This is a genomic window from Thalassotalea eurytherma (assembly GCF_030161415.1).
GTDB classification, from domain to species: domain Bacteria; phylum Pseudomonadota; class Gammaproteobacteria; order Enterobacterales; family Alteromonadaceae; genus Thalassotalea_G; species Thalassotalea_G eurytherma.
Genome location: NZ_BSSU01000013.1, coordinates 80,597 through 105,634 on the forward strand (window position 1 = coordinate 80,597; position 25,038 = coordinate 105,634).

The 25,038-nt window shown below is 38.8% G+C and carries 23 protein-coding genes and 1 other RNA gene; 15 read left to right on the forward strand and 9 right to left on the reverse strand.

Features of this window, described 5'->3' with window-relative positions; genetic code table 11:
• Positions 1-47 precede the first annotated feature (47 nt).
• The 6 genes from QQK02_RS13545 to pspF are packed head-to-tail and all read right to left on the reverse strand — an operon-like array spanning position 48 to position 6,461.
• Positions 48-833 carry an ATP-binding cassette domain-containing protein gene (locus tag QQK02_RS13545; RefSeq protein ID WP_284208603.1) on the reverse strand — a complete coding sequence of 262 codons (786 nt, stop codon included), beginning with the start codon at positions 831-833 and terminating at the stop codon, positions 48-50.
• Positions 830-1,825, reverse strand: coding sequence for a peptide ABC transporter ATP-binding protein (locus QQK02_RS13550; protein ID WP_284208604.1), 996 nt, complete (start codon positions 1,823-1,825; stop codon positions 830-832). The genes QQK02_RS13545 and QQK02_RS13550 overlap by 4 nt, the downstream gene beginning before the upstream one ends.
• Positions 1,825-2,718 (reverse strand): ABC transporter permease subunit, encoded by an 894-nt coding sequence (locus tag QQK02_RS13555; RefSeq protein ID WP_284208605.1) that lies wholly within the window; start codon positions 2,716-2,718, stop codon positions 1,825-1,827. Before QQK02_RS13555 ends, QQK02_RS13550 begins: the two co-directional genes overlap by 1 nt.
• Positions 2,708-3,736 (reverse strand): ABC transporter permease, encoded by a 1,029-nt coding sequence (locus tag QQK02_RS13560; protein ID WP_284208606.1) that lies wholly within the window; start codon positions 3,734-3,736, stop codon positions 2,708-2,710. Before QQK02_RS13560 ends, QQK02_RS13555 begins: the two co-directional genes overlap by 11 nt.
• Positions 3,737-5,380 carry an ABC transporter substrate-binding protein gene (locus QQK02_RS13565; RefSeq protein WP_284208607.1) on the reverse strand — a complete coding sequence of 548 codons (1,644 nt, stop codon included), beginning with the start codon at positions 5,378-5,380 and terminating at the stop codon, positions 3,737-3,739.
• The gene (pspF, locus tag QQK02_RS13570) at positions 5,367-6,461 is read right to left on the reverse strand and encodes a phage shock protein operon transcriptional activator (RefSeq protein ID WP_284208608.1); all 1,095 of its coding nucleotides are present in this window, start codon (positions 6,459-6,461) and stop codon (positions 5,367-5,369) included. Before pspF ends, QQK02_RS13565 begins: the two co-directional genes overlap by 14 nt.
• Before the next feature lie 195 nt (positions 6,462-6,656).
• Between pspF and pspA the strand changes: the two genes are divergently transcribed.
• The 12 genes from pspA to ffs all read left to right on the forward strand — a co-directional run bounded on the left by pspA (position 6,657) and on the right by ffs (position 16,712).
• A complete protein-coding gene (gene pspA, locus QQK02_RS13575; RefSeq protein ID WP_284208609.1) occupies positions 6,657-7,325 on the forward strand; it encodes a phage shock protein PspA in 669 nt (222 codons plus the stop codon).
• A gap of 25 nt (positions 7,326-7,350) precedes the next feature.
• Complete coding sequence (pspB, locus tag QQK02_RS13580; protein ID WP_284208610.1) at positions 7,351-7,584, forward strand: envelope stress response membrane protein PspB; 234 nt, start codon at positions 7,351-7,353, stop codon at positions 7,582-7,584.
• Positions 7,574-8,017: an envelope stress response membrane protein PspC gene (gene pspC / locus QQK02_RS13585; protein ID WP_284208611.1), complete on the forward strand. Its 444-nt coding sequence runs from the start codon at positions 7,574-7,576 to the stop codon at positions 8,015-8,017. Before pspB ends, pspC begins: the two co-directional genes overlap by 11 nt.
• Before the next feature lie 143 nt (positions 8,018-8,160).
• Positions 8,161-9,594 (forward strand): YcjX family GTP-binding protein, encoded by a 1,434-nt coding sequence (locus QQK02_RS13590; protein WP_284208612.1) that lies wholly within the window; start codon positions 8,161-8,163, stop codon positions 9,592-9,594.
• Positions 9,591-10,616, forward strand: coding sequence for a YcjF family protein (locus QQK02_RS13595; protein WP_284208613.1), 1,026 nt, complete (start codon positions 9,591-9,593; stop codon positions 10,614-10,616). Before QQK02_RS13590 ends, QQK02_RS13595 begins: the two co-directional genes overlap by 4 nt.
• A 229-nt stretch (positions 10,617-10,845) precedes the next feature.
• Positions 10,846-11,658, forward strand: coding sequence for a phenylalanine 4-monooxygenase (gene phhA, locus QQK02_RS13600; RefSeq protein WP_284208615.1), 813 nt, complete (start codon positions 10,846-10,848; stop codon positions 11,656-11,658).
• 9 nt (positions 11,659-11,667) lie between these two features.
• Positions 11,668-12,006, forward strand: a complete 339-nt coding sequence (locus QQK02_RS13605) for a 4a-hydroxytetrahydrobiopterin dehydratase (RefSeq protein ID WP_284208616.1) — start codon at positions 11,668-11,670, stop codon at positions 12,004-12,006.
• 96 nt (positions 12,007-12,102) lie between these two features.
• Complete coding sequence (gene tyrR, locus QQK02_RS13610) at positions 12,103-13,656, forward strand: transcriptional regulator TyrR (RefSeq protein WP_284208617.1); 1,554 nt, start codon at positions 12,103-12,105, stop codon at positions 13,654-13,656.
• 159 nt (positions 13,657-13,815) lie between these two features.
• Positions 13,816-14,808 (forward strand): fumarylacetoacetate hydrolase family protein, encoded by a 993-nt coding sequence (locus tag QQK02_RS13615; RefSeq protein WP_284208618.1) that lies wholly within the window; start codon positions 13,816-13,818, stop codon positions 14,806-14,808.
• Positions 14,808-15,443 (forward strand): maleylacetoacetate isomerase, encoded by a 636-nt coding sequence (gene maiA, locus QQK02_RS13620; protein WP_284208619.1) that lies wholly within the window; start codon positions 14,808-14,810, stop codon positions 15,441-15,443. The genes QQK02_RS13615 and maiA overlap by 1 nt, the downstream gene beginning before the upstream one ends.
• A 165-nt stretch (positions 15,444-15,608) precedes the next feature.
• Complete coding sequence (locus QQK02_RS13625; protein WP_284208620.1) at positions 15,609-16,496, forward strand: DUF3014 domain-containing protein; 888 nt, start codon at positions 15,609-15,611, stop codon at positions 16,494-16,496.
• Positions 16,497-16,614: 118 nt separating this feature from the next.
• Positions 16,615-16,712: signal recognition particle sRNA small type (gene ffs / locus QQK02_RS13630), an RNA gene on the forward strand.
• A gap of 106 nt (positions 16,713-16,818) precedes the next feature.
• On the opposite strand, the gene QQK02_RS13635 is transcribed toward ffs, so the two are convergent.
• Positions 16,819-17,085 (reverse strand): late competence development ComFB family protein, encoded by a 267-nt coding sequence (locus QQK02_RS13635; RefSeq protein WP_284208621.1) that lies wholly within the window; start codon positions 17,083-17,085, stop codon positions 16,819-16,821.
• A 168-nt stretch (positions 17,086-17,253) separates the two neighbouring features.
• On the opposite strand from QQK02_RS13635, the gene QQK02_RS13640 reads away from it, so the two are divergent.
• Entirely contained in the window at positions 17,254-18,339 is a 1,086-nt protein-coding gene (locus QQK02_RS13640; RefSeq protein WP_284208622.1) for a tryptophan 2,3-dioxygenase family protein, read from the forward strand.
• Here the strand turns inward: QQK02_RS13640 and priC are convergent.
• Both priC and QQK02_RS13650 read right to left on the reverse strand, forming a co-directional pair.
• Positions 18,329-18,919, reverse strand: a complete 591-nt coding sequence (priC, locus tag QQK02_RS13645; protein ID WP_284208623.1) for a primosomal replication protein PriC — start codon at positions 18,917-18,919, stop codon at positions 18,329-18,331. The genes QQK02_RS13640 and priC overlap by 11 nt on opposite strands.
• 4 nt (positions 18,920-18,923) lie before the next feature.
• Complete coding sequence (locus QQK02_RS13650) at positions 18,924-19,685, reverse strand: TSUP family transporter (protein WP_284208624.1); 762 nt, start codon at positions 19,683-19,685, stop codon at positions 18,924-18,926.
• A 534-nt stretch (positions 19,686-20,219) separates the two neighbouring features.
• Between QQK02_RS13650 and QQK02_RS13655 the strand changes: the two genes are divergently transcribed.
• Both QQK02_RS13655 and QQK02_RS13660 read left to right on the forward strand, forming a co-directional pair.
• A complete protein-coding gene (locus QQK02_RS13655) occupies positions 20,220-23,042 on the forward strand; it encodes a TonB-dependent receptor domain-containing protein (protein WP_284208625.1) in 2,823 nt (940 codons plus the stop codon).
• 172 nt (positions 23,043-23,214) lie between these two features.
• Positions 23,215-25,038 (forward strand): tetratricopeptide repeat protein, encoded by a 1,824-nt coding sequence (locus tag QQK02_RS13660; RefSeq protein ID WP_284208626.1) that lies wholly within the window; start codon positions 23,215-23,217, stop codon positions 25,036-25,038.

The window sequence follows — 25,038 nt, forward strand, 5'->3', positions numbered from 1 at the left end:
TTTGAAGTTTACTGACATTGAAAAGCTCAACCTGATGGTTGAGCTTTTTATATGCCGTGACCTAATTTTAAGTGCTGGCTCATCATCAGGATTTTCGTGTACTTGTCTTTGGGGTTGCTAAAGACTTGCTGAGTAGGCCCTTGTTCAACAACTTTTCCGTCTTTTAATACGATTAAGTTATCGCTAGCATGCCTAACAATCCCCAAGTTTTGAGAGATTAAAATAAAAGCCAGCCCCATTTGTTGTTGAAGGTCTAACAAAAGGTTTAGCATTTGAGAACGTAATGAGGGATCAAGTGCAGCTAACGCTTCGTCTAAGATCAGTACTCTAGGCTGCAGAATGATGGCGCGCGCTAGTGATATACGCTGTTTTTGTCCACCAGAAAACATATGAGGGTAAAAGTGTAAATGTTCAGGTAGCAAACCCACTTTTTTCAATGTTTCTCGCATCAAATCTATGCGCTCAATATCATTTAATTGCGTATTAAGTTTAAGTGGCTCGTCGAGGATCTGTTGAATGGTTAAACTTGGGTTTAGAGTGGTTCCTGAGTCTTGAAAAATCATACGAACTTTTTGACAGCGTTCACTAAAGTCACCATCATGAAGGATTTCGTTACCAAGCTCTATTGTGCCGGTTGTTGGCTGCTCGGCGCCAACAAGTAATTTAGCTAAGGTTGATTTTCCTGAGCCTACTTCACCAACAATAGCTAAGGTTTGATTAGCTTCCACTGAAAAAGTAATAGGATCGAGCGCCGTAAATGTTTTTCGGTTTAGCCAGTAGCCAGGCAACTTATAGGTTTTACTTAAATCGGTGACGCGCAATAAACAACTCATACCTTACCGCTCTCTTTCATATTAAAATGGCAACTGACGACATGGCCATGATAGTTTTTTGCTTTAGGCGCTGTTACGCACTTACGTTGCGCTTTCGGGCAACGAGGGCCTAGTCGACAACCTATGGGTAAATGTTGCAGTATTGGAATACTGCCAGGTAGTGCTTTCAAGCGAGACTTAGGAGGCAATTCAATATTTGCCGCAGGACTACTGTCAACCAGCGCACGAGTATATGGGTGCAAAGGTGATTTAAAAATTTGTTTGGTTGTGCCAGCTTCAACAAATTGACCACTGTACATCACGGTAATCGTGTTAGTCCAATGAGTTACGTTTTCTAAATCATGGCTAATGAGCAAAATAGACATGCTTTTAAGTTGATTTAGGCTCGCTAGTAGACGAAAAATTTGACCTTGATTTCGGCTTTCCATCGCAGCAGTTGGCTCATCTGCAATCAGCAAAATTGGGCTTTTAGCTAATGCAATCGCAATCATCACACGTTGGCAGATTGCTTCTGTTAATTCGTGAGGGTAGCTCGACGTGCATATTTCATGATGCTTAATGCCTACTTTGTGCAATAACCTAATAGCTTCAGATTTTCTAGCTTTTCTGCGTTGCCAGAAATTTCCTTCTAGACTCGCTGGATCAATTGCTTCTTCAACTTGTTCTCCGATAGTTGTCGTTGGATCAAGGCTTAACATTGGCTCTTGGAAGATCATTGCCACGTCTTTGGCGATTATTGCTTTTCGCTCATGAGGGGATAAATTCATTAAATCTTGACCACGCCAATGAAAGCGGTCAGCAGTAACACTCCATTTAGGATCTAGCACGCCCATAATCGCCTGGGCTAATAGTGATTTACCTGAACCAGATTCTCCTACCAAACCACGGACTTCGCCTTCTTTCATGGCAAGGGATACGCGATCAACCGCTAAAATATCGGTATCGTTCGATTTAAGTGAAATAGATAGGTTTCTAATATCGAATAAATTCATTAATTTTCTTTCACCTCTTTTATCGAGTGTCGAATACCTTCGCCAACGAGGTTGGTAATGAGCACTGCAATAAAAATCGCCATACCAGGAAAATATATTGTCCATGGAGCAATGTAAAATAAATCGATACCGTCAGATAACATCGCACCCCATTCAGGCATAGGGATAGGTGCGCCCAATCCTAGAAAGCCAAGAGCGGCAATATCAATGATGGCTGCAGATTGAGCAAAAGTTGCTTGAGTAACTATTTTTTCTAAAATATTGGGGAAGATTGAATACGTAAGAATACGAAAGTTATTCGCACCATCTAGTTTAGAAGCGAGTACATAATCTTTTTTATATTCTTCTTTAATTGCGTTTCGTGTCACGTGAACAAATTGAGGTATTAACACCATTACAATTGCCCAGATTGTGTTCTCAATACCAGGCCCAAGTATCGCAACAATAATTATCGCCAATAACAATGAAGGGATTGAAAGTACGACATCTAGCAAATGATTCAGAACACTCGATTTAACGCCTTTTGTTAACGCTGAAAAAGAGCCAATCACCACGCCTACGACTAAAGAAATAACTACAACGACAAAACTTAATCCGAAGGTAAGAGATGTACCATGCAAAAGTCGAGATAAAATATCGCGCCCTAATTGGTCTGTACCTAAAAGGAAACTGACACTGCCCTCATTGTTCCATGATGGCGGCATGAGGAGACTATCGATATGACTATCGGTTGGCGAGTAGGGCGCCAAAATAGGGGAAAATATTGCAATAAACACCAAGACTAAAAAGCTAACAAAGGCGACATTGACGATAGAGAGTTTCCTAAACTCTAACCAAAATTGCACGATGGGGGATGGAAATTCTTCTTCTAAATAAATTTTATCACGAGCCATATTTTTTACCTCGCGCTAATGGATTTAATGCCGCATAGAGAAAATCAGACAGTATATGCACAATGAAGATAAAGCTTGATAACACGAGTAGTCCAATTTGAATTGCTGTGTAGTCACGTTGGTAAATACTTTCAATCAACCAACGACCAATACCTGGCCAGCTAAATATAACTTCGGTGATCATTGCGATGGTAATTAAGTTAGCAAACTGCAAACCGATATGACGAACAATCATGATTAACGCATTGCGAATCGCATGAGAATATACAACCTGAGCAAAGCTTAGCCCCTTGGCTTTTGCCGCTCGAATATACGGTGTTTCAAGCACTTCTAACATCGCGGTGCGAGCTAGGCGAATAAAAATCGTCGCTGGTGCCAATGCGATAACGGCAGCAGGGAGAATTAAATGACTGGTTGCATCAGAAAAAGCCTGCCACTTGTAATTACTGTCACTTAATAAAATATCGATAAGTAAAATGCCATATTGACGCTCAATTTCATAAACAGGGCTAATTTGTCCTGCAGAAGGGAACATGCTTAATTCGATTGAAAACAACTGAATTGCCATTAAACCGACCCAAAAAACAGGCACTGAATAACCAATCATTGCAATTGATAAAATAATATTGTCGCTGTTTTTTCTATGTCTAATTGCTGCGATAAAGCCAATAGGAATACCGAGTACCATGGCAATGAGCAGTGCAACTAAACTTAACTCCACAGTTGCTGGCAGTAAGGTTGAAATTACATCGAGCAAGGGTAAGTCTGAAATCATTGAAACGCCAAAGTCTCCACTGAAAACCTTACCGACATAGATTACGTATTGATTGAAAATACTCTGATCTTTGCCATAACTTTGAGCTAACTCAGCCAATACCTCTTGATTCGCGGATACTTGGCCTGAAATATTTACCAAGGCATCGCCGGGAAATAGAAACGCCAAACTAAAAGATAAAACTGTCAGCAAGAAGATAGTAAAAATAAATAAGTTTAGTCGCCTTAGCGTAAAAATAAGCATTTATTCACCACCTTCTACATTGCGCTGAATATTGCCTAAATGGATACCACCAAATGCGTCTAAGCTCTTACCGGAAATATAGTTAGCTTTGCCTTGATATCGTTTTGAGTGAGCGATAGGAAAAAGTGGGATCTCTTCTTTAACAATTGCCATTGCTTGACTGTAAAACGCTTTTCGTTGATTTGGGTTAGTAGTCGACAGGGCGTCACTTAATATATCGTCAAACGCCTGATTACACCAAAATGCTCGGTTTGACCCAGTTTCTGCTGAAGCGCAGCTTAGTAGAGGTGAGAAGAAGTTATCAGGATCAGGATGATCGGCAGACCAACCTAATAAAACACTTTGATGTTCACCTTTAGATAACCTTCGTAAGAAAGTCACCCATTCATAACTGATGATGTTTACACTAATGCCTATTTGCTGCAAATCTGACTGAATTAATTTAGCCATTGTTAGTGCATCTGGATTATATGCTCGCCTTACTGGCATCGCCCAAACATCAATGGTTAAACCGTTAGGGTAACCTGCTTGTGTCAATAACTGTTTAGCTAACTCGGGATCATACATGTGGTGCGTTAACGAGTTATCATATGCCCAAGAGCTTTGAGGCAATACCGACGTTGCTGCTTCTGCACGACCAAAATAAACCGCATCAATAATGGCTTTTTTATTAATCGCATGAGCAACTGCTCTCCTGACCATTTTATTATTAAATGGCGGTTTCGCAGTATTAAAGCCTAAATAAGCGACGTTCAATGAAGTAACAGATTCAAGTGTTAGATTAGGATTGTTGATAATTGGTTGATGTGCAATCGGGTAAGCGACTAAATCACATTCTCCAGCCAATAGTTTAGCCAAGCGACCTGAATTATTAGGTGTAATATCGAACACTACTTGCTGTGCGTCGTTAGTTTCTTGCCAATAGTCTGGATGCTTATAATAGCGAATTAGAGAACCTGTTTTGTATTCTTGGTATTTATATGGTCCAGTGCCAATAGGCAATTGATCGATTTGTTTTTCGTTTGATGCTAGCGATAATTGGTCTGCATATTCTTTAGATAGGATGACAGCATAGGTAGACGCTAAATGGGCAAGAAAAGATGCATCAGGATAATTTAAGCTAAAGCGAACGGTATAGTCATTTATTTTTTCTATCTTATTAACTAAACCACCAAAATTTACGTTTTGGAAATATGGAAAGTTACCCGCTACAACCTGATGATATTTACTTTCTTTATCAAGTATTCTATTAAAACTAAAAAGAACGTCATCGGCATTTAAACCGCGAGTAGGCGTAAAATAACGCGTTTGATGAAATGGAATATCTTTACGTAAGTAGAAGGTAACTTTTTTGCCATCTCGGGTAACGTGCCAAGATTTTGCGATTGCCGGTACAATGGAATTGTCTTCCGTGTTGTATGTTATTAAACGGTTATACAATTGGTTGGCTATAGCATCAATTGTTGTGCCGGAAGTAACCGTTTGCGGGTTAAAGCTCTCTGGGCTGCCCTCAGAGCAATAAATGATACTTTTTTCACGTAACGAAATGTCTTCGTCAGTACTACAGCCAATCAATAAAAGACAGGTTGCTATGGCCCATGTATAACTGAGTTGAAAATGAATCAACCGTCTATTCTTCTTCATTCATATTACCATCGAGTAAATTGTATTTTTTCAAATACCCTCGAAGTTGGTGATAAGTTAACTCAAGTGCTTCCGCTGTTTTCTTCTGATTAAATTGATTTGCCGCTAAGGCATTGTTAATCAATTGTATCTCGTGCTCTTGAGAGAGTTTTTTCAATGATACTGGAAACTTATATTGTTGTGGAGTACTTTGTTGAACCTGTTGAATTGATGTTTCAACAGGTGATTGTACTTGCGGCTCTTTCGTTTCAGTAACTGTACTAACTCTATCATGAGTTTTGATTCTATTTTGTGGTCTATAAGGCGACTCAAATGGGTCGATAACCAATTCGTGAACAGGTAAATGCGGGTTGTTACAACGATAAACACTGCGCTCCACGACATTCTTTAATTCACGGATATTACCTGGCCAATGGTATTCAAGCATGGTTCTGCGGGCTTTTTCGGTAAAACCGCTAAAGAGTTCAAATTCAAGCTCTCGTGCCATATTAATAGCGAAGTGCTCGGCAAGTACCATAATATCGTCTGGTCGTTCTCTTAATGGCGGCAGGGTGATCACATCAAATGCTAACCTATCGAGTAAGTCGGCTCTAAATTCGCCTTTATCCGCAAGCGTAGGTAGATCTTCGTTTGTCGCAGCAACTAACCTGACATCGGTTTTCAATGTGCGAGAGCCACCTACCCGTTCAAACTCACCATATTCAACAACTCGCAATAGTTTTTCTTGAATGAGGCCTGAAGTATTCGCTATTTCATCTAAGAAGAGTGTGCCTAAGTGTGCTCGCTCAAAACGACCTTCGTGACGTTTGTTCGCGCCAGTAAAGGCTCCGCTCTCATAACCAAATAATTCACTTTCTAATAGGTTTTCATTTAAAGCCGCACAATTAAGTTTAAGGTAGTTCTGTTCCCAGCGTTTAGACAGGTAATGAAGACGAGCTGCAATTAACTCTTTACCCGTTCCTCGTTCACCTATTATTAATACCGGTTTACTCAAAGGAGCAATTTGCGATATTTGCTCCAAAACTTCGAGAAAACTATTTGATTGTCCTATTAAATTATCTTGTTGTTGGAAACGTGTCATCCTAGAACCTAATTATTGGTTTATTTTACTAACAAATAGTCTATTTGATTAAAGGGTGTTATTGAAGAAGTTTTTAAAATAAAGTTAATTTCTTTATTTATCAGTGGTTTATTTGTATTTTTAATGTTGGCTTGAATTCTGTATATAGAGTATCAAGTATAAAAGTTTAAAAGATTTTAAGAAGAGGAAGTTATTATGGGTATTTTTTCACGTTTTACCGACATCATAAACGCTAATATTAATAATTTATTAGATAAAGCTGAAGATCCAGCAAAAATGGTTCGACTGATTATTCAAGAAATGGAAGATACACTTGTTGAAGTAAGATCTTCTTCAGCTAAAACACTTGCAGACAAGAAAGACTTGCAACGTCAAATTACACGTTTTCAACGTGACGCTGAACAATGGCAAGAAAAAGCCGAGTTGGCTTTGACTAAAGAGCGTGAAGATTTGGCCCGCGCTGCATTAATGGAAAAGAATAAATGTAGTGAATCTGCACAGGCGATGACAGAAGAATTGGCACATGTTGATGAACATATTGCTAAGTTACAAGACGAAATTAGTCAACTACAAGAAAAGCTTGCTGATGCCAAAGCACGCCAAAAAGCGATCATCATGCGAGAAAAAACAGCAAGTTCTCGATTGAAAGTGAAAAGCAAAATTGATAGTGATAAAGTTAATGATGCATTGAATCGCTTTGATAGTTATGAGCGTAAGATTGATGATATTGAAGCGCAAGTAGAGTCATACGACTTAGGTGCAAAATCATTATCTGATGAAATTGCAGAATTAGAATCTAGTGAACAAGTTGATGATGAATTAGCAAAATTAAAAGCTAAAATGAAATCATCTGATAAATCATAACCAAACATAACATAAGGAGAGTACCATGGAAGAAGTGATTATGGCCCCGGTTATCATCTTTATGGTTGTAGTGGCACCAATTTGGTTGATATTACACTATCGTAGTAAGCGTCAGATGAGTCAGGGATTGAGTGAAGAAGAGTATCAACAACTGCAAGAGTTATCTGAAATGGCAGATAGTATGGCTGAACGTATTCATACATTAGAAGCTATCTTAGATGAAGAAACACCAGAATGGAGAAACAAACATGGCCAGTAATCGAAAAGGGGAACTGTTTCGTGACCCTAAAAATGGCAAGATAGCAGGTGTTTGTGCTGGTATTGCTGATTACTTTGGTTGGGAAACATGGCTTGTAAGAATATTCGCGGTTTCTGCTGTTTTACTTGGCGCTGGTTGGATTATTCTTATCTATATTGCAGGTTGGTTTATTTTAGATAGAAAACCTGCTCAGGGTGTGATGAAACAAGACGGTAGTCAATCAAATGCATCAGATGCTGAACAGCCAAAAGATGATATTTTAGACGCGTCTATTAAAGTAAAAACACGTATATGGCAATCAGGAGAGCCGCCTAAACAAGCGTTTTACGATATTCGTCGAAAGTATAGAAAACTAGAAGGTCAGTTACGCACAATGGAAGAGTATGTAACCTCACCGCAATTTACGGTTAGTAGAGAAATCAACAAGTTATAAATTACCGTAACAATTAATGAAGAAAGCGACTTAGGTCGCTTTCTTTTTTTATGAAATACGAAATGTTGGCTATCATCACTTACTAAAAGTAAGTAATATGGGGATATCTAACTCATTAAGAATGTTAATGAATATAGTTTGTAATGAATAAAACATCGATAGAAAAAAAGCTCAAAAAAATTAAGCATAAAGCTGATGAACTGCTTCACCGATCTCTTGATCAGCAGGTCAATGTTGCCGTGACAGGTTTGAGTCGCTCCGGTAAAACTGCATTTATAACGTCGCTGGTTAATCAACTGATTAGCGAGAACCAACAATCAGAACTCGCGTTTTTCACCCCTGTATCCCAACAACGTTTTATCGCAGCCAAGCGAGTACCGCAGCAACACAATCTTATTCAGCGTTTTACCTATGACGAAGGTATTGCTGCGTTAAGCCAACATACGCCAACATGGCCCAAGCCAACAAAAAGTATTAGTGAGCTCCGTTTAGCTATTCGATACCAACCGACTAGCTCATTGCTTAAATTAGCGACAGATGTCGTTACGTTATATATCGACTTTACCGACTACCCAGGTGAGTGGTTACTTGATTTACCTATGTTGAATCAAACCTTTGAAGAGTGGTCTGAGCAAACGATGGCACTCTTGACTAAAGAGCCTAGATTGTCAGTCGCCAGTGAATTTATTGATGAAGTAAATAAACTTGATCCGTTTGCTCCACTTGATGAGCAGGTGCTTGCTGAGCTGTCAGAGAAGTACACAGATATTTTGCATACGTTTAGAGAAGAATTAGGCATGTCAGTTATTCAGCCAGGCCGTTTCATTTTGCCTGGTGATTTAGCAGGCGCACCTATACTTCAATTCTTTCCGTTTACTGGCTTTGATAGTATCGATAAAAATGAGTATCAAAATGCTGAAACAAACAGCATGATAGGTACATTGAGAGCGCGCTTTATTGAATATAAATCACGCGTTGTTAAAAAGTTTTATAAACAGTATTTCGTTAATTTTGATCGCCAAATCGTCTTATGCGATAGCTTGTCTTCATTAAATCATGGCAAGGCTAGTTTTGACGATTTACAACTGGCTATTTCGATGATCTTAGAAAGTTTTGACTATGGTAAGTCAAGTTTATTAAAACGACTTTTTTCACCAAAAATCGACAAGCTTCTCTTTGCCGCTACCAAGGCGGATCATGTCACGCCGGATCAACATAGCAATATGGTTCATTTGCTTAATAAAATGGTCTACAAAAAACGTCATGAACTTCATTATCAATCCGTTGATGTTAAAACGTTAGCCATTGCCTCTATTAGAACTACTGACGTAGGTAAAAGTCGTTATCAAAATAAAGATATAAATGTCATCAAAGGGCAAAGAGCCGCTGACGACAAAGTGATTACTGTGTTTCCCGGAAGTGTACCTAGCGAGATTCCTAAAGACGATTACTGGCAAGCTAATACGTTTAATTTTATTGAATTTTCACCAAGGGTACCTTTGCGTGACCACCAAGCATTACCCCATATCAGAATGGATCAAGCGCTTGAGTTTTTGTTAGGAGATAAAATGCGATGAGTACTGAACAAGATCAATTTCAGCAACAAATACTTTTTGATGAAAAAAGCGCGGAAACAAACAATGAAACAACAGATGAAACACTCGTAGAGCCGATTTATTTTGATAATGATGATTGGCAGGCAAGTGATCAAGAGCTGCAAGATATTGAACAACAAATTGAGCAACGAACAAAAGCTAGCTGGGGCATGCGTTTAGGCCTTAGTGTTTTATTTCTAATTGTTGCTATTGAAGCGTTTGATTTTTTCAGTACCGGTTTTATCGAGTCACCAATTATTACAGGCCTTTATGCTGTTCTATTTACTGTCATTACACTGACGGCTGGCACCTCTTTTTTAAAAGAAGTAACGGGCCTTTCGCAGTTAAAAAAGCAAATTAAAGTTCAACAAAAAATTGTTGATATTAATCAGGGCTACATTGATGGAGAAGCGGTAGAAGTTTGTAAAAAAATAGCAAGCAATCTGCCATGTGATATTGCTTTACCAGATAATGATGCTTGGCTGACAAAAGAATATAAACATTTATCAGATGCTGAAATTGTGCAGCTTTTTAATAAGCAAGTGATGAGTGTTGTTGACCAAAAAGCGATGAGTGAAATTGCGAAACATTCAAGTGAAACCATGTTGATGGTGGCGATAAGCCCTATTGCCTTTGTAGATATGCTTATTGTCTTTTGGCGTAACGTGACAATGATCGACCGTGTGGCAGGCTTATATGGTATCAAGCTTGGTTATTGGAGTCGTATTAAACTGATTCGAGAAGTGCTAAAAACGATGATCTTTGCCGGCGCAACAGAAATTATTGCTGATGTTAGCACTGAAATGGTTGGTGCTGACTTATTAGGCAAGTTATCTGGCAGGGCTGCGCAAGGATTGGCATCAGGTATGTTAACGGCAAGACTGGGTATAAGAACCGTTCACTTATGTCGTCCGCTACCATTTAATCAAGACACGCCAAGTATTAATTCTGTACGCCAAATATTAGTTGGCAAACTTAAACAACTGATTACAAAAAAGCCATAAATAATCATGCCTAACACGAATTGCACGTTGCGCAAATACGCCAAAATACTTTGTGTATTATGTGAATAAATAGCTAACCTGTAAAAAGGATTGTAATTAAAAATTTACAATCCTTTTATTCTGGTTAGTTATTGACCTAATGTTAAAAGGTGACCTACGTCTTGCCATTGGCATAAGATGAAGGCAACTAAAGTGGGAAACCACAATTATAAATATACAAGGTTACAACATGTCAAAGGCGACAAAATATGTTTCTAAACCAGCCGATGAGAATGGAATTATTCATTGGACTGAAGAAGAAAACAGTATTTGGCAGGCACTCATAACAAGACAACTTCCGTTAATGGAAGGACGCGCCTGTGATGAATTCATTCTAGGTTTAGAAAAACTAAACTTACCGATAGATCGTGTGCCGCAACTTGCTGAAATAAATAGTGTGCTAGTTGAAAGTACGGGGTGGCAATGTGAACAGGTGCCAGCATTAATTGGTTTTGAAAAGTTTTTTAGCTTATTAAGTCAAAAAAAGTTTCCAGTAGCGACCTTTCTTCGTTCAAAAGAAGAATTTGATTACCTGCAAGAGCCGGATATTTTTCATGAGCTGTTTGGCCATTGCGCAATGTTAACAAATCCTGAGTTTGCAAAATTTACGCAAGCGTACGGTGAGATTGGTTTAGCAGCAAGTAAAGAAGACAGAGTATTTTTAGCTCGATTATACTGGTTTACCGTTGAGTTTGGTTTAATGAAAACCAGTGATGGCTTAAGAATTTATGGCGGAGGTATTTTATCGTCGCCAGGTGAAACTAACTATGCCCTCGAGCAAGATACAGCTGAATATCGATTTTTAACCAATGAAGAGCAAGTTGTTGATGTACTTCGTACACCGTATCGTATTGATATCATGCAACCAATATATTTCATGATAGAAAAAATGAGCGATTTAGATGCGATTAGAAATCTAGATTTAATGGCATTAGTTGAACAAGCTAAGGCATTAGGTTTACATGAACCTAAATTTCCACCAAAAGAAAAAATAGCCAGTTAAGGAAACATAATGAATTCAACTTTATCTACCCAAAAATGTGAAGCGTGTCACGTTGATGCGCCAAAAGTAACCGACGAAGAGTTACAAGCGTTTATGTCGCAGTTACCGGATTGGGTGCCAGAAGTGCGCGACGGCGTTATGATGCTAGAGCGCGTGTATAAATTTAAAAATTATAAATTAGCTTGGGCTTTTGCAAACAAAGTATCAGAGCTCGCGGAAGAAGAGTTTCACCACCCTGCAATACTTTTAGAGTGGGGCAAAGTAACAATTACTTGGTGGACACACGCGATTGGTGGTTTACACAAAAATGACTTTATTTGTGCTTCTAAAACAGACGCACTTCTGTAAGTTTAATGAAAAATTTCAAAGCCTCCTTCACAGGGGGCTTTTTTTATGTGTACAAAATAGTTTACAATGGTGTTTTTACCGTTAGGAATCTGATAAATGCGTTTGAAGATCACCTGTGAAGACAGGTTAGGTATTGCCCAGCAAGTGCTTGGCGTGTTTGTTGAACATAATATTAATATTAAAGGTATTGATACTGCGACTGTCGCAGGACCAATATTTGTTCATATTCCTGATCTGGAATTTTCAGAACTACAAAGCTTCATGCCTCAACTGCGTTTAATTGATGGTGTGGTAGATGTGCAAACAACGCCATTCATGCCGTCCGAATTAGAGCGCAATGAACTTTCTACATTAATTCGAACATTTCCAGATCCCTTTATTTCGATTGATGCGCGCGCTAACGTTCGCATACTTAACGATGTTTCCAAAAACTTATTAAATACCAAAGATGAACAAGTTATTGGTGAGCCAATTAGCCAGTTCGTTAAAGGCTTTAATTTTACGAAATGGTTAGAAAGCGACGAAGTCTTAGCGCAAACAAGACGTTTAAAGCTAAGTGATGAAGACTTTGTGGCCGATATTTTACCTATTCATGTCGATGACAGTGAAGGAAACTCAATTTTAGCTGGTGCGGTGCTTATATTAAAATCAGAAGCACGCTTGGGCCAGCAAATGAATGCATTTAAGCAATCGACAGAAAATAGTTTTTCAGGTATTCAAGCAACAAGTGGTAGCATGAGAAAGGTTGTTCGAGAAGCAAAACGAATGGCTATTCTAGATTCAACCATGTTGATTACTGGTGAAACCGGATCTGGTAAAGAATTAATCGCAAGAGCATGTCATCAAGCCAGTGATCGCAGTGAATTCGCCTTTATGACGCTTAATTGCGCTGCATTGCCAGACGAAGCAGCTGAAACAGAGTTATTTGGCACAGGCACACCGGGTACCGAACAAGCAAAGAAAGGGTTATTTGAACAAGCAGATGGTGGCACAATCTTTTTGGACGAAGTAGGGGAAATGTCCTCTAAACTTCAGACCAAGTTATTGCGTGTCATTCAAGATGGCAGTTTTCGTCGTGTCGATGACGAAACTGAAATAAAAGTTGATGTTCGAATTATTAGCTCTACCAATAAAGACCTGCTGAATATGGTTTCAGGTGGTGAATTTAGGGAAGATCTCTATTACCGAATTAATGTTCTGGGTTTAAATGTTCCCTCTTTACGTGAGCGCCGTAGTGATATTATTCCACTTGCAGAGCACTTTATTGCTAAAGCCAGTTATAACATTGGTCGATTAAATGTCAGATTATCGGATGATTGCCGTGAGTTTATTGAACATTATCCATGGCCAGGTAATGTTAGGCAGTTAGAGAATGTTTTGATTCGTGCAGTATCATTAATGGAAGGTGATTTAGTACAAACTCAATATCTGGAATTACCTGCTTATACCCGTGAATATGGTTATCTGGAACAAGAGTTTGAAGGCACTTTAGATGGCGCAGTAAAAAATTTTGAAGCTGATTTACTAAGAAAGCTCTACCCAGCCTATCCAAGTACTCGACAACTCGCCAAAAAGCTTGGTTTAAGTCATACTGCTATTGCTAATAAATTAAGAGAGTACGGTATTAATAAAAAGACCGTTAAGATTTAACTCATTTCTCACTTTATGTTTGGGTGTAAAGAATTAATAACAGTATTTCTGAACTTTGCACCCAAACGAAAATTCACTGCCTACTAGTATTTGTGTTGAGTTGTCGTAGAATCAGCTCCAAGTTATTGATGATTACAAAAAGAATGATTAGGACAAGACATGAAACTAGCCACGTTAAAAAATAACACTAGAGATGGCCAATTAGTTGTTGTTAGTAAAGATTTAAGTAAAGCTGTCGCTGTGCCACATATTGCCGCTACCATGCAAATGGCAGTCGATAACTGGGACACGATTGCACCACAACTTGATGTTGTGTATCAGTCATTAAACACTGGTGATGTGGAAGGCCAAATGGCTTTTGACCAAGGTACTTGTGAATCTCCATTACCTCGTGCTTATCAATGGGCTGACGGCAGTGCTTATGTAAACCACGTAGAGCTAGTGCGTAAAGCACGAAATGCTGAGATGCCTGAAACATTCTGGACCGATCCTTTAATGTACCAAGGTGGTTCAGACGCGTTTATTGGCCCTAAAGACAATATTGAAGTCATTTCTGAAGATTTTGGTATTGATTTTGAGTCAGAAGTTGCCGTCATTACGTCAGACGTGCCTATGGGAGCAACGCCAGATCAAGCGCAAGAGCATATTAAACTACTGATGCTAGTAAATGACGTTTCTTTACGTAACTTAATTCCAGCTGAATTAGCTAAAGGTTTTGGCTTCTTTGGAAGTAAGCCTTCAAGTGCTTTTTCTCCTGTAGCGGTAACGCCAGATGAATTAGGCGATGCGTGGGACGGTAAGAAATTACACCTACCACTAACAACGCATTTAAATGATCAATTATTTGGTGAGCCCAACTGTGGTGTAGATATGACGTTTGATTTCCCAACGATTGTTGCTCATGCTGCAAAAACACGTCCATTAGGCGCGGGTTGTGTCGTTGGTTCAGGTACTATTTCAAACTACGATCGCTCGGCTGGCTCAAGCTGTTTAGCAGAAAAGCGCATGTTAGAGATTATTGCTGACGGCAAACCATCAACAGCATTCATGCAATTTGGTGATCGCGTTCGTATTGAAATGTTTGATAAAGCGGGTGACAGTATTTTCGGCTCAATCGATCAGCTGGTTGTTGAGTATCCAGGGGTTAAATAATGCAACTATACGGTTATTGGCGTTCGTCTGCTGCTTACCGCGTCAGAATCGCTTTGAACTTACTAGGTTTAGATTGTGACTTGTTATCTGTTCATCTGGTAAAAAATGGTGGCGAGCAACATAGCGACGAATATAAGCGTAAAAATCCGCATGAATTAGTACCGTGTTTAATTGATGGTGATGTTTGTTTAAATCAGTCGTTGGCCATCATCGACTATTTACAAGCTAAGGCGAATAAAACACTGTTACCTGAAGATATTGTCGAGCAATGCATGGTAAAAGCGTTAGCCTATGATATTGCGTGTGAAATACACCCATTAAATAATTTGCGCGTACAACAATATTTAGTAAACGAGCTAAATGTTAGCGATGATAGCAAGATGCAGTGGGTACACGACTGGATGCATACAGGGTTTAAGGCGGTAGAAGTTAAATTGCAGTCTCAAAGTGGACAGTTTTGTGTTGGTGATGCAGTGAGCTTGGCGGATGTGTGTTTAATTCCACAGGTATACAACGCACTGCGTTTTAACGTCGATATGAATCGTTACCCTTTAATTATGGGTATTTACGAACGTTGCAATCAGTTTCCTACCTTTATCAAGGCGCAGCCTGAAAATCAGGATGATGCCCACTAATAAAATTGGATCGTTTCTCAAAATTCAATAAATAGCATGGGGGATAGTACTTTTTAAGTATTATCCCCTTTTTCATGAAAAGAAATGTAAAACAATATGTGTTCCATTGAATATCACTCAGTTAAACAATATATTGTAGGTAATTATCCTGTAGCGGTAGGAAGCATGAGCGAAACAGCAAATTCAGAAAATACAACACCTTGGTTAGTCATTGTTATTATTGTAGCGGTGATCTTTGGTGGTATTGCGTTTTGGTTTACATCGGAAGATAACGATCAACAACCTGTTGTCGAAGCACCTATAGTTGAAGTTGTCGAAGAAAAAGTACCTGAAGAGAAAGTCGTTGAAAAGGTATCGCCTGAATCAATTCCTGAAATGCCTGACATCATGGATATTCCTGAAACAGAAACAGAGCCTGTAGAAGAACAAAGTCCATTGCCTAAATTAGATGAAAGCGATGACTTTCTTAAAGCTGCGCTACCAGATTTAACTTGGCGAAAAGAACTATTAAAGCTAGTGATCACTGATGATCTGATACGCCGTGTAGTCGTTTTTACCGATAACTTTGCTCAAGGCACACTTGCTTATGAGTACACACCTTTTGTGCAACCCGCAGTTAAATTTTCTGCGGTTGAACAAGTAAACGAAAAAGGTATTTCAACAGGTCAATGGCAGTGGGATGAAAGCACAGCGAGACGTTTTACCTTATACATTGATTTATTGCGCTCTATCGACAGTGAATCACTTGTAGAATTATACATTGAGGTAAAACCCTTGATAAGTGAAGCATATGCTGAACTGGGTTATCCAGACCAAGATTTCACTGATGTTTTACAAGATTCTATTGTTCGTGTGCTTGATATGGAGTTGCCTAGACAAGAAATGACATTAGTTCGCCCAAGCGTTATGTATAAATTTGATAATAGTGAACTTGAAGCATTGCCAGAAACCGATAAATTATTGCTGAGGATCGGACGAGAAAACTTACTGGTATTAAAATCTGTTCTTCTCGAATTCAGTGATAAATTGGCCAAAGCAGAAGCTGAAAATTGACGGAACAAGGTTTTGGTCAAAATATCATCGATCAACCTTAAGATACAAACTATTACTTGCAACCCATACAGGGATTAGTGATAATCCCTCGCGCCTAACGGCAACATTATGGTGACCCTCTTGGTTCCCTCGCAATGATACTCTGTGAACTCGGCCAGGTCCGGAAGGAAGCAACCGCAGCAGACGACTCATGTGCCGAGGTGTTAGCTGAGAGGGTGACCACCCAAATCTTCTTGTATTTAAATCTAATTGTTACTCCATTTTCAAAATTCAGGCATAAAAAAAGCCATGCACAGCACAGCTTTTTAGTCACCCGAGCACTTTACATTTTTCCTTGAGATTCCATGAATTCAAGCGCTTTTTTGATCGCGATATTGACCTTGTTTTCCATTTCAAATCGATCAGAGGCTGGCAAATAGAAAGCCATATCTACTTCATGTCTAATGTATCTTGCGGGTAATTGGTTTAACACGACACATGTTAAGTCTGCAATAAAATCTTGGTCGTGATTTTCTTCTACCTTCATTTGCGCAAACTGCTGAATAACTAACTTTTCATAATAGTTATGGATATCATCAGATATTTTCATTTTTATTCCTTTTTAACGTGCATGTAGCCAAGTATAGCTTAACGTAAATATATTCAATAGGTTGGCCAAATTGATTAAAGAAAATATACGTGCTTTTTGATAATTTTAATAGCGTAATCATCAAATAGTAAGGTATAAAAGTACTGGGTTAATAATAACTAAAATAATATGAATAAACCGATAGAGCCGTGCTATTACGGTGATTACTTAAAACTTGAAAAGTTTCTTGATGCACAAAAGCCTGTGAGCGGTAAATATGGCGAAGAAGCGCATGATGAAACTCTATTTATCATTGTCCACCAAGCTTACGAACTTTGGTTCAAGCAAATTTTGCATGAACTTTCTTCTGTAATCCATATTTTTAAACAACCATCTGTATCTGAACAAAACTTAACAACCGTCGTTCACCGCCTAAAGCGAGTTGTAAAAATACAACACCTTATCAATGATCAAATCGATATTATTGAGACGATGACGCCACAAGACTTTCTAGACTTTAGAAATTACCTAGTGCCAGCCTCTGGTTTTCAAAGTATTCAGTTTAAAGTGTTAGAAATAAGCTTAGGTTTAAAGTCTAAACAGCGAATCGACTTTGACAAGCAATCGTTTTATAACCGATTAACGGATGAGCATCGAGAATTTCTAGAAGACTTAGAAAGTGAAATGAGTTTATTTGAAGCCGTTGAACAGTGGTTAGAGCGTTTACCGTTTTTGTCTTTTGGCGAATTTAATTTTTGGCAACAGTATCAACAAGCAACCGACGAGATGCTAAACCAAGAAAAGAAAATTATTGAAGGTAATCGTTTACTTACTAAACTAGAGCTTCGCCATCAACTGAAAGAGCACGAGAATACCCGTGCTAACTTTGACGCCTTGCTGAATGAGGATGAATACCAAAAGGCACAAGAAAATGGTCGTGTACGACTTAGCCAAAAAGCGACACTTTCAGCTCTGTTTATTTCGATGTATCGCGAAGAACCATTGATGAATATTCCGTTTCAGTTTATTACGTTGCTTACAGAGGTCGATGAAGCATTAACATTATGGCGTTACAAACATATGATGATGGTGCAACGTATGTTAGGAACTAAAATTGGTACAGGTGGTTCATCAGGTCATGATTATTTAAAACGTACAACTGAAAGCAATCGAATTTTTACTGACTTCTATAACTTGGCGACCTTTTTATTACCTAAACAGGCGATGCCGAATTTACCTGAGTCTGTTAAGAAAGCTTTAGGCTTTAGCTATTAGTTTTTTCGAATAGTTCGATTTGACGTTCAACTTGAGAAATAGCTTTTCTGCATCGGCCTAATCGCTGATGCAGAGCCAATACTTCTTCATTTAATGATTTGTCGCCTTTGCTATTGAGCATGCTCTCGTCAATCATCGCCTTCAATCGACGCTCAAATTCATGGTATTCAGATAGGGTTTGATAGAGCTGATGGGAGTTTTGCATCAAATTTTTCGCTGCTTTTTTAGCGAAGAATTGTTTTCTTGCATCAAGTTTTATTTGCGCTTCATGATGAATTTCATCGTTAGCGCCAAGCGCCGTTGTCAGCGCGGCAATTTGGCGCTCTACTTCACCTAATACATCATTTGCGACATGGCGACTACCGTGTTTCAACATTGCCTTAATCGTGAAGCATTTCTTTTCTGTCTCAATAACATAAGCTAAGTATTTATCACTAAATGTTGAAAACAAGTCGGGAGAGAATAGTCGTCTTTCAGCAAAATATTTATGAGAGGGTTTATTCGTGTTTGCTTGATCAAGTTTATTCGCTTTGTGTTTTAAGTCAGCGATAATCGGTTCGAGCTTTTCAATAGACTTCACAGTATTACCACGCTTTATAAGCTAGATATAACGACATTATGATCACAACAGTTAAAAAGATGGGTTTAATAAACTTATTCCCATACTTTATCGCCGAATGAGCACCCATCCATGAGCCTAACATAATAAAAATCCCCATGGATATACCGATCATAAAGTTTACTTGGGCTAAATAAATAAAGGTAACCAACGAACAAAAGTTACTTACGAAATTTGTCGAACGCGCTAAGCCACTACTTAGCAATATATTTAGTTTATAGATAGCACTGCTTGATACCGTCCAGAAGGCACCCGTGCCTGGGCCAGCGACACCATCATAAAAGCCGAGAATTAAGCCTTGACCAGCTTGTTTACGATCAAGAGCTTTGTCTTTCCTAGGTAAATTCCCGTCGGTATGGATCATTTGTTTACTAAATAGCGTGTAAATCGCAATGGAAAAAACAATGATGGGCAACATTTTCTCTAGCCAAAGTGTATTTATGCTACTTACTAGCAATGTGCCAAATATTGCACCAATCGCCGTGAACAGAATTGAACGCCACCAAAAGATAGGATCAAATAACCTTTTTTTATAAAAAGTAAGTGATGCGGTAAAAGAGCCGAAAGATGCAGCAAGCTTATTGGTGCCTAATGCTATGTGTGGAGGAAGTCCTGTTGCTAGTAACGTAGGGATCGTTAGAAGACCACCACCACCGGCTATTGCATCAATAAAACCAGCAATAAAGCCGACTGCAGACAGTAAAGCGAGCAGTTCTAAATCAATCATATAAGTTTGGGATTACATAAGATGGATGGCATTTTATCACATTGGTGAATAAAACGATTAAAGAAAAAAATTCATTTATATTGTTATAAAACCCTTACATATGTCACAAATTCTTTACGTATTTTGCGTTGTTAATGGTTTGTTGATTCAGCCGTAGTGCATTTGTAGTCATTTAGCAAATGTTTGTGTAAGGGAAATGTGTTCATCGTTAACTTTATGTTTTATAACGGGTTGTGTTGTTAAAGCTATATCCATTAAATATGTTCTTAATTGAATAATGTTTTTATTTATTTTCCTTTAAATACCTCATTTTGTTTGTTTTTTATTCAGCAATAGCCTGTTTGGAGCAAATAAAATATTGATGCAATGTAAAAATTATTAAATAAACATAAAAATCTTGGTTGACCAATAGATTCAAAAGCGTTTACTATCCTAAGCGACAGATCAGGTCTATACGACCCGAAATAACAAAAAAGACAACATAGTCTTGAATTTAAAACACTAGTATCACGGAAGTGATCCAGGGAGTACATAATGTATCAAAGTAATAAGCTTAGTAGAGCTGTAAAGCTTGCTATTGCAGCTGGTGCAACAGCTACAGCAATGGCAGCACCAAATGTTTACGCATTTGCAGATGAAGCAAACGCTGAAGAAGGCGTAGAGCGTATTCAAGTAACAGGTTCTCGTATTAAGCGTCAAGAACTTACAGCTGTTACACCAATTATCGAAGTTGACGCACAAGAGTTCGCAATTTCTGGTAACTTAAATATTGAGCAAAAACTTGCTGAATTACCTTCAACGCTTCCTGCGTTTGGTCCTAGTTCAAACAACCCAGGTGACGGTACGGCTCGTGTCGATTTACGTGGTTTAGGTACTTCACGTACGTTAGTTATGGTTAACGGTCGTCGTTGGGTTCCAGCAAGCCAATCAGGTGTAGTTGATTTAAACACAATCCCAGCTTCTTTAATCGAAAACGTTGAAATCATCACTGGTGGTGCTTCTGCGGTATACGGTTCAGATGCATTAGCTGGTGTTGTTAACTTCAACATGAAAGACGATTTTGAAGGCGTTGAATTTTCAACGCTTTACGACGTAACAGATCACAACGACGCTGAAAAGTTCAACTTAGACATGACTATGGGTGGCAACTTTGCTGATGACCGTGGTAATGCTGTTGTTTACTTAGGTTACTCAAAGCGTGAATCATTAATGCAAGGTGACCGCTCATTCTCAAGCGTTGCGTTAACTGAAAGTGGTGACGAGTTAGTAGCTGGTGGTTCATCAGGTGTACCAGGTACCCGTTTATTCGCAGGTGACGTTGTTAAAGCTGACGGTACTGTTGTTGGTACATTCGGTCCAAATGGCGACGGTCAAGCATGGGTTGAACCTTCAAGCCGTTTCAACTACGCACCAGATAACTTCTTACAGTTACCTCAAGAGCGTTACTCAGCAAGTGCTTTCTCACACTTTTACATCAATGATGAGCACCGCATTTACTCAGAAGTTTCTTTCGTACGTAACTTCGTACCACAAGAATTAGCACCAACGCCAGCATTCACTTCGGTTGAAATCAACCCTAACAGTGTTTTCTTTGATGCAGCTACACAACAAGCATTCTTAAATAGTGGTAGCCTAAATGCTGATGGTAACTACGAAGGTTTCATTGGTCGTCGTATGGTAGAAAATGGTTCACGTCAATCTATAGATACACGTGATGCATTCCGTATGTTAGTTGGTATCGACGGTTACATTAATGACGATTGGTCATACGATGTATACTACAGCCGTTCAATGTTAGACCAAACTAACTTATTAAATAACGACGTTGCAGCGTCTCGCTTTATCCAAGCAGTTTTAACTACTGATGACGGTACAGCGTGTCAAGATCCATCAGGTGGTTGTGTACCAATCAATATCTGGGGTGAAGGTAACATCTCTCAAGAAGCTATTGATTTCGTAAATGTTGGTGCTGCTAACGTAACTAGCATTACTCAAGAAGTATTCATGGCTAACGTTGCTGGTACTACTTCATGGCAAGTACCAAGCGCTGATGAAGCGGTTGGCTTAGTATTCGGTTACGAGAAACGTCAAGATTCATCTTCTTTCCGTCCAGATGAGTTCTTAGCTAGTGGCGACGTATTAGGTTTCAACGCTGGTGAAGCAACTGTTGGTTCTTACTCTTCAGATGAAATCTTCATGGAAGTTAACGTGCCATTAGTATCAGGCGCTGACTGGGCTGAAGATTTAACATTCTGGGGTGCTGCACGTTTTGCTGATTACTCTAACATCGGTAACGTTGAGTCTTTCGCAACTGCATTAAACTGGACTCCTACAGATTGGATGTCAGCTCGTTTTGGTTTCCAACAAGCTGTTCGTGCGCCAAACGTAGCTGAGTTATTCCAAGGTTCTGCAAACGGTTTCCCAGGTGCAACGGATCCATGTTCTGCTGACGGTTTCCAATCTGGTGTTACTGATGTAGCGCTTTGTGAAGCAACTGGTGTTGCAGCTGGTCAAGTAGGTGTTTTCGCTCAAGCTAACTCGCAAATCGAAGGTTCTTTCGGTGGTAACGAAAACTTAAACGAAGAGTCTTCTGATACATTAACTGTTGGTTTCGTATTCAACCCAATGGAAGGCCTAGACTTCACAATCGATTACTACTCAATCGAAATTGAAGACGCTATCTCTTCTTACGGTGTAAACAACACGCTTAACGTTTGTTATAACATAGTTAAAGATATTAACGACGTAACGTGTCAAAACATTTCTCGTCGTGCAGACGGTAACGTTTCTGTTGTTAAGTCTTTAAATGAAAATATCGGTTTAATTGAAACTTCAGGTATTGACTTTAACATTACTTACAACACTGACTTCGATAACGGTTCAAGCTTAAACATTCAGTTCCGCTCAACTTGGTTAGACAAGTTCGACGTTACTTCAATTGCTGAATTACCAGATGAGATTGATAACTGTGCTGGTTACTTTGGTAACACATGTGGTACTCCACGTGCTGAATTCCAATCTAACACTCGTATCAACTGGACTAAAGACGACCTAACGTTGTCTGCGTTAATCCGTCACATCGGTTCAACTGAAGATGACCAAATCATGGTTGCTAACAACAACAATGCTACTGCTCCTGATTTAGTTGTTCCAGAGTTAGATACTAAGTTCTACTTAGATGTAAGTGCTAGCTACAACGTTTCAGATGCTTTCAAAGTAACTGGTGGTGTTAAGAACATCTTAGATGAAGAACCACAAGCGTTAGGTGATTCTCAATCACAAGCTAACACTTTCCCTGAGTTATATGATGCAATCGGTCCACGTTTATTCGTGAGCGCGACTTACACATTTAACTAATCGAAAGATAGTAAAATAATAAATGGCCAACATCTGTTGGCCATTTTTTTTGTCTTAAATTTGATTATTATCATGTTGCAATAACTTGTAAGATGTTACTTTAGTGTTCTCTAGATGTTTCAATTGCATCTGCTTTTTAGTAACGCGGTTTCATAATTATAAAAATAGAAAAATGAATTTCAGTCTTCAAAATCAAATTGCCCACTTGGCACAACTATTAAATCAAAAACATTACGGTAAAGTTATTCAAAGCGTTGACGGTTTGCTTGATACGAATCAAAGTAATGATATTTTGCATCACCTAAAAGCATTAGCATTGAAAAATTTGGGTGAACATAGACCAGCAATTGAAAGCTTTAAATTATGTTTAGCGATAAAACGTGATCAGGTTGAAGTACTTAATAATTTGGGCAATACCTACAAGATTGATGAACAGTTTGAACAAGCGGTTGATTGTTATCAGCAAGCATTAACGTTAAAACCTAACTTTACCGAAGCCAAGAGAAACCTTGCGCTAGTTTATCAACAACAAGGTAAGTTTACCCAAGCGCTTACGCTGTTCCAGGAGATTACATCTACTAATCCTAACGATGTATCAGCACTTACGTCTATTGCTAACATTACGAAAGAGCAAGGCGAGTATCAGCAAGCAATTACGTTGTATAAAAATGTAATACAAATTCAGCCAACCTATGTGAATGCACTTCATAACTTGGGTTTAACCTATAAACTACTTGAAGATCACCAATCTGCTTTGGCGTGTTTTAAACATGCACAACAGTATGCACCTAATATTGCAGAAATAGATTTTAGCCTTGCCAATACCTATTTTGAAATCAATCAATACCCGTTAGCTGAGCAATCTTATTGGTCAGCGATTAACAAAAAACCTTTATATGTTGAAGCGCATAGTACACTTAATGAATTCTATTGGCAGTTAGGTAAACAAAATGAATTTGGAAAAAGCTATGACTTAGTGCTACAAAAAATTAAAAATGCGCCTGAGCTTTCAGCCTCGTACATTGAACAATTATTTTCTGCAGGGGCCGACGAGAAAGCCCAAGCTATCTTAGCAAAAACCCCAAATATTGCTTTAAACGATAAGCTAATGGCAATTCAAGCAAAAGTATTGATTATTCAGCAAGACTTTAGTGGTGCAATAGATGCTTTTAAACAATCGTTAGCGCTTCGCTTTGAAGTGAATGTTGCATTGGATTATATAGAGCTATTGATTAAACAGGCTGAATATAACCATGCGCTTGAAGTCATCCAGCAAGTAGAGCTCGTTCAACCGTTCCATCAGTTGAATATTGCGTTTAAGTCTCTTTGTTGGCGTTTACTAGGAGACGAGAGGTACCATTGGTTAGTTGATTACAATCGATTTATTCAACCTTATGAATTACCAACGCCCAAAGGCTACCAAAACCTTGCTGAGTTTTTAGCGCGACTTGAATCGACGCTACTGGGCATGCATGACAAAGTACATGAACCACTCAAACAAACACTAAAAAATGGCACACAAACGCCAGGGCGCTTATTGCATAAACCGGTTAGTGTTATTCAACAGCTAAAAGGTTCTTTGGAGCAAGTGGTAAGTCAATTCGTCGCATCTTTGCCTGATGATAATACACACCCATTATTAAAGCGTAAGTCTTCACAGACGAAATTTAGTGGCTCATGGTCGGTAAAACTCAAGCCAAATGGCTTTCATGTTAATCATGTTCATCCTGATGGGTGGTTGAGTTCTGCGTTCTATATAAAACTGCCTAACTTTCAGAGCTATCCACAAGAAAACCAATATGCTGGTGCCATCAAATTTGGGGAGTCTGGCATTCAATTAGGTGAACGGGAAGTTGTCGAACGTATTATCCAACCTGAAGCCGGGCAGCTGGTCTTATTTCCATCTTATGTCTGGCATGGCACATATGCTTTTAATGGAGATCGTGATGACTTTAGAGTGACATCGCCTTTTGATGTTGTGCCAGTAGGGGAATAG

Excerpts from the sequence above, each read along its gene's own strand:
- QQK02_RS13545 (WP_284208603.1), bottom strand. The coding sequence starts at position 833 with ATGAGTTGTTTATTGCGCGTCACCGATTTAAGTAAAACCTATAAGTTG.
- QQK02_RS13550 (WP_284208604.1), bottom strand. The coding sequence starts at position 1,825 with ATGAATTTATTCGATATTAGAAACCTATCTATTTCACTTAAATCGAAC.
- QQK02_RS13555 (WP_284208605.1), bottom strand. The coding sequence starts at position 2,718 with ATGGCTCGTGATAAAATTTATTTAGAAGAAGAATTTCCATCCCCCATC.
- QQK02_RS13560 (WP_284208606.1), bottom strand. The coding sequence starts at position 3,736 with ATGCTTATTTTTACGCTAAGGCGACTAAACTTATTTATTTTTACTATC.
- QQK02_RS13565 (WP_284208607.1), bottom strand. The coding sequence starts at position 5,380 with ATGAAGAAGAATAGACGGTTGATTCATTTTCAACTCAGTTATACATGG.
- pspF (WP_284208608.1), bottom strand. The coding sequence starts at position 6,461 with ATGACACGTTTCCAACAACAAGATAATTTAATAGGACAATCAAATAGT.
- pspA (WP_284208609.1), top strand. The coding sequence starts at position 6,657 with ATGGGTATTTTTTCACGTTTTACCGACATCATAAACGCTAATATTAAT.
- pspB (WP_284208610.1), top strand. The coding sequence starts at position 7,351 with ATGGAAGAAGTGATTATGGCCCCGGTTATCATCTTTATGGTTGTAGTG.
- pspC (WP_284208611.1), top strand. The coding sequence starts at position 7,574 with ATGGCCAGTAATCGAAAAGGGGAACTGTTTCGTGACCCTAAAAATGGC.
- QQK02_RS13590 (WP_284208612.1), top strand. The coding sequence starts at position 8,161 with ATGAATAAAACATCGATAGAAAAAAAGCTCAAAAAAATTAAGCATAAA.
- QQK02_RS13595 (WP_284208613.1), top strand. The coding sequence starts at position 9,591 with ATGAGTACTGAACAAGATCAATTTCAGCAACAAATACTTTTTGATGAA.
- phhA (WP_284208615.1), top strand. The coding sequence starts at position 10,846 with ATGTCAAAGGCGACAAAATATGTTTCTAAACCAGCCGATGAGAATGGA.
- QQK02_RS13605 (WP_284208616.1), top strand. The coding sequence starts at position 11,668 with ATGAATTCAACTTTATCTACCCAAAAATGTGAAGCGTGTCACGTTGAT.
- tyrR (WP_284208617.1), top strand. The coding sequence starts at position 12,103 with ATGCGTTTGAAGATCACCTGTGAAGACAGGTTAGGTATTGCCCAGCAA.
- QQK02_RS13615 (WP_284208618.1), top strand. The coding sequence starts at position 13,816 with ATGAAACTAGCCACGTTAAAAAATAACACTAGAGATGGCCAATTAGTT.
- maiA (WP_284208619.1), top strand. The coding sequence starts at position 14,808 with ATGCAACTATACGGTTATTGGCGTTCGTCTGCTGCTTACCGCGTCAGA.
- QQK02_RS13625 (WP_284208620.1), top strand. The coding sequence starts at position 15,609 with ATGAGCGAAACAGCAAATTCAGAAAATACAACACCTTGGTTAGTCATT.
- QQK02_RS13635 (WP_284208621.1), bottom strand. The coding sequence starts at position 17,085 with ATGAAAATATCTGATGATATCCATAACTATTATGAAAAGTTAGTTATT.
- QQK02_RS13640 (WP_284208622.1), top strand. The coding sequence starts at position 17,254 with ATGAATAAACCGATAGAGCCGTGCTATTACGGTGATTACTTAAAACTT.
- QQK02_RS13650 (WP_284208624.1), bottom strand. The coding sequence starts at position 19,685 with ATGATTGATTTAGAACTGCTCGCTTTACTGTCTGCAGTCGGCTTTATT.
- QQK02_RS13655 (WP_284208625.1), top strand. The coding sequence starts at position 20,220 with ATGTATCAAAGTAATAAGCTTAGTAGAGCTGTAAAGCTTGCTATTGCA.
- QQK02_RS13660 (WP_284208626.1), top strand. The coding sequence starts at position 23,215 with ATGAATTTCAGTCTTCAAAATCAAATTGCCCACTTGGCACAACTATTA.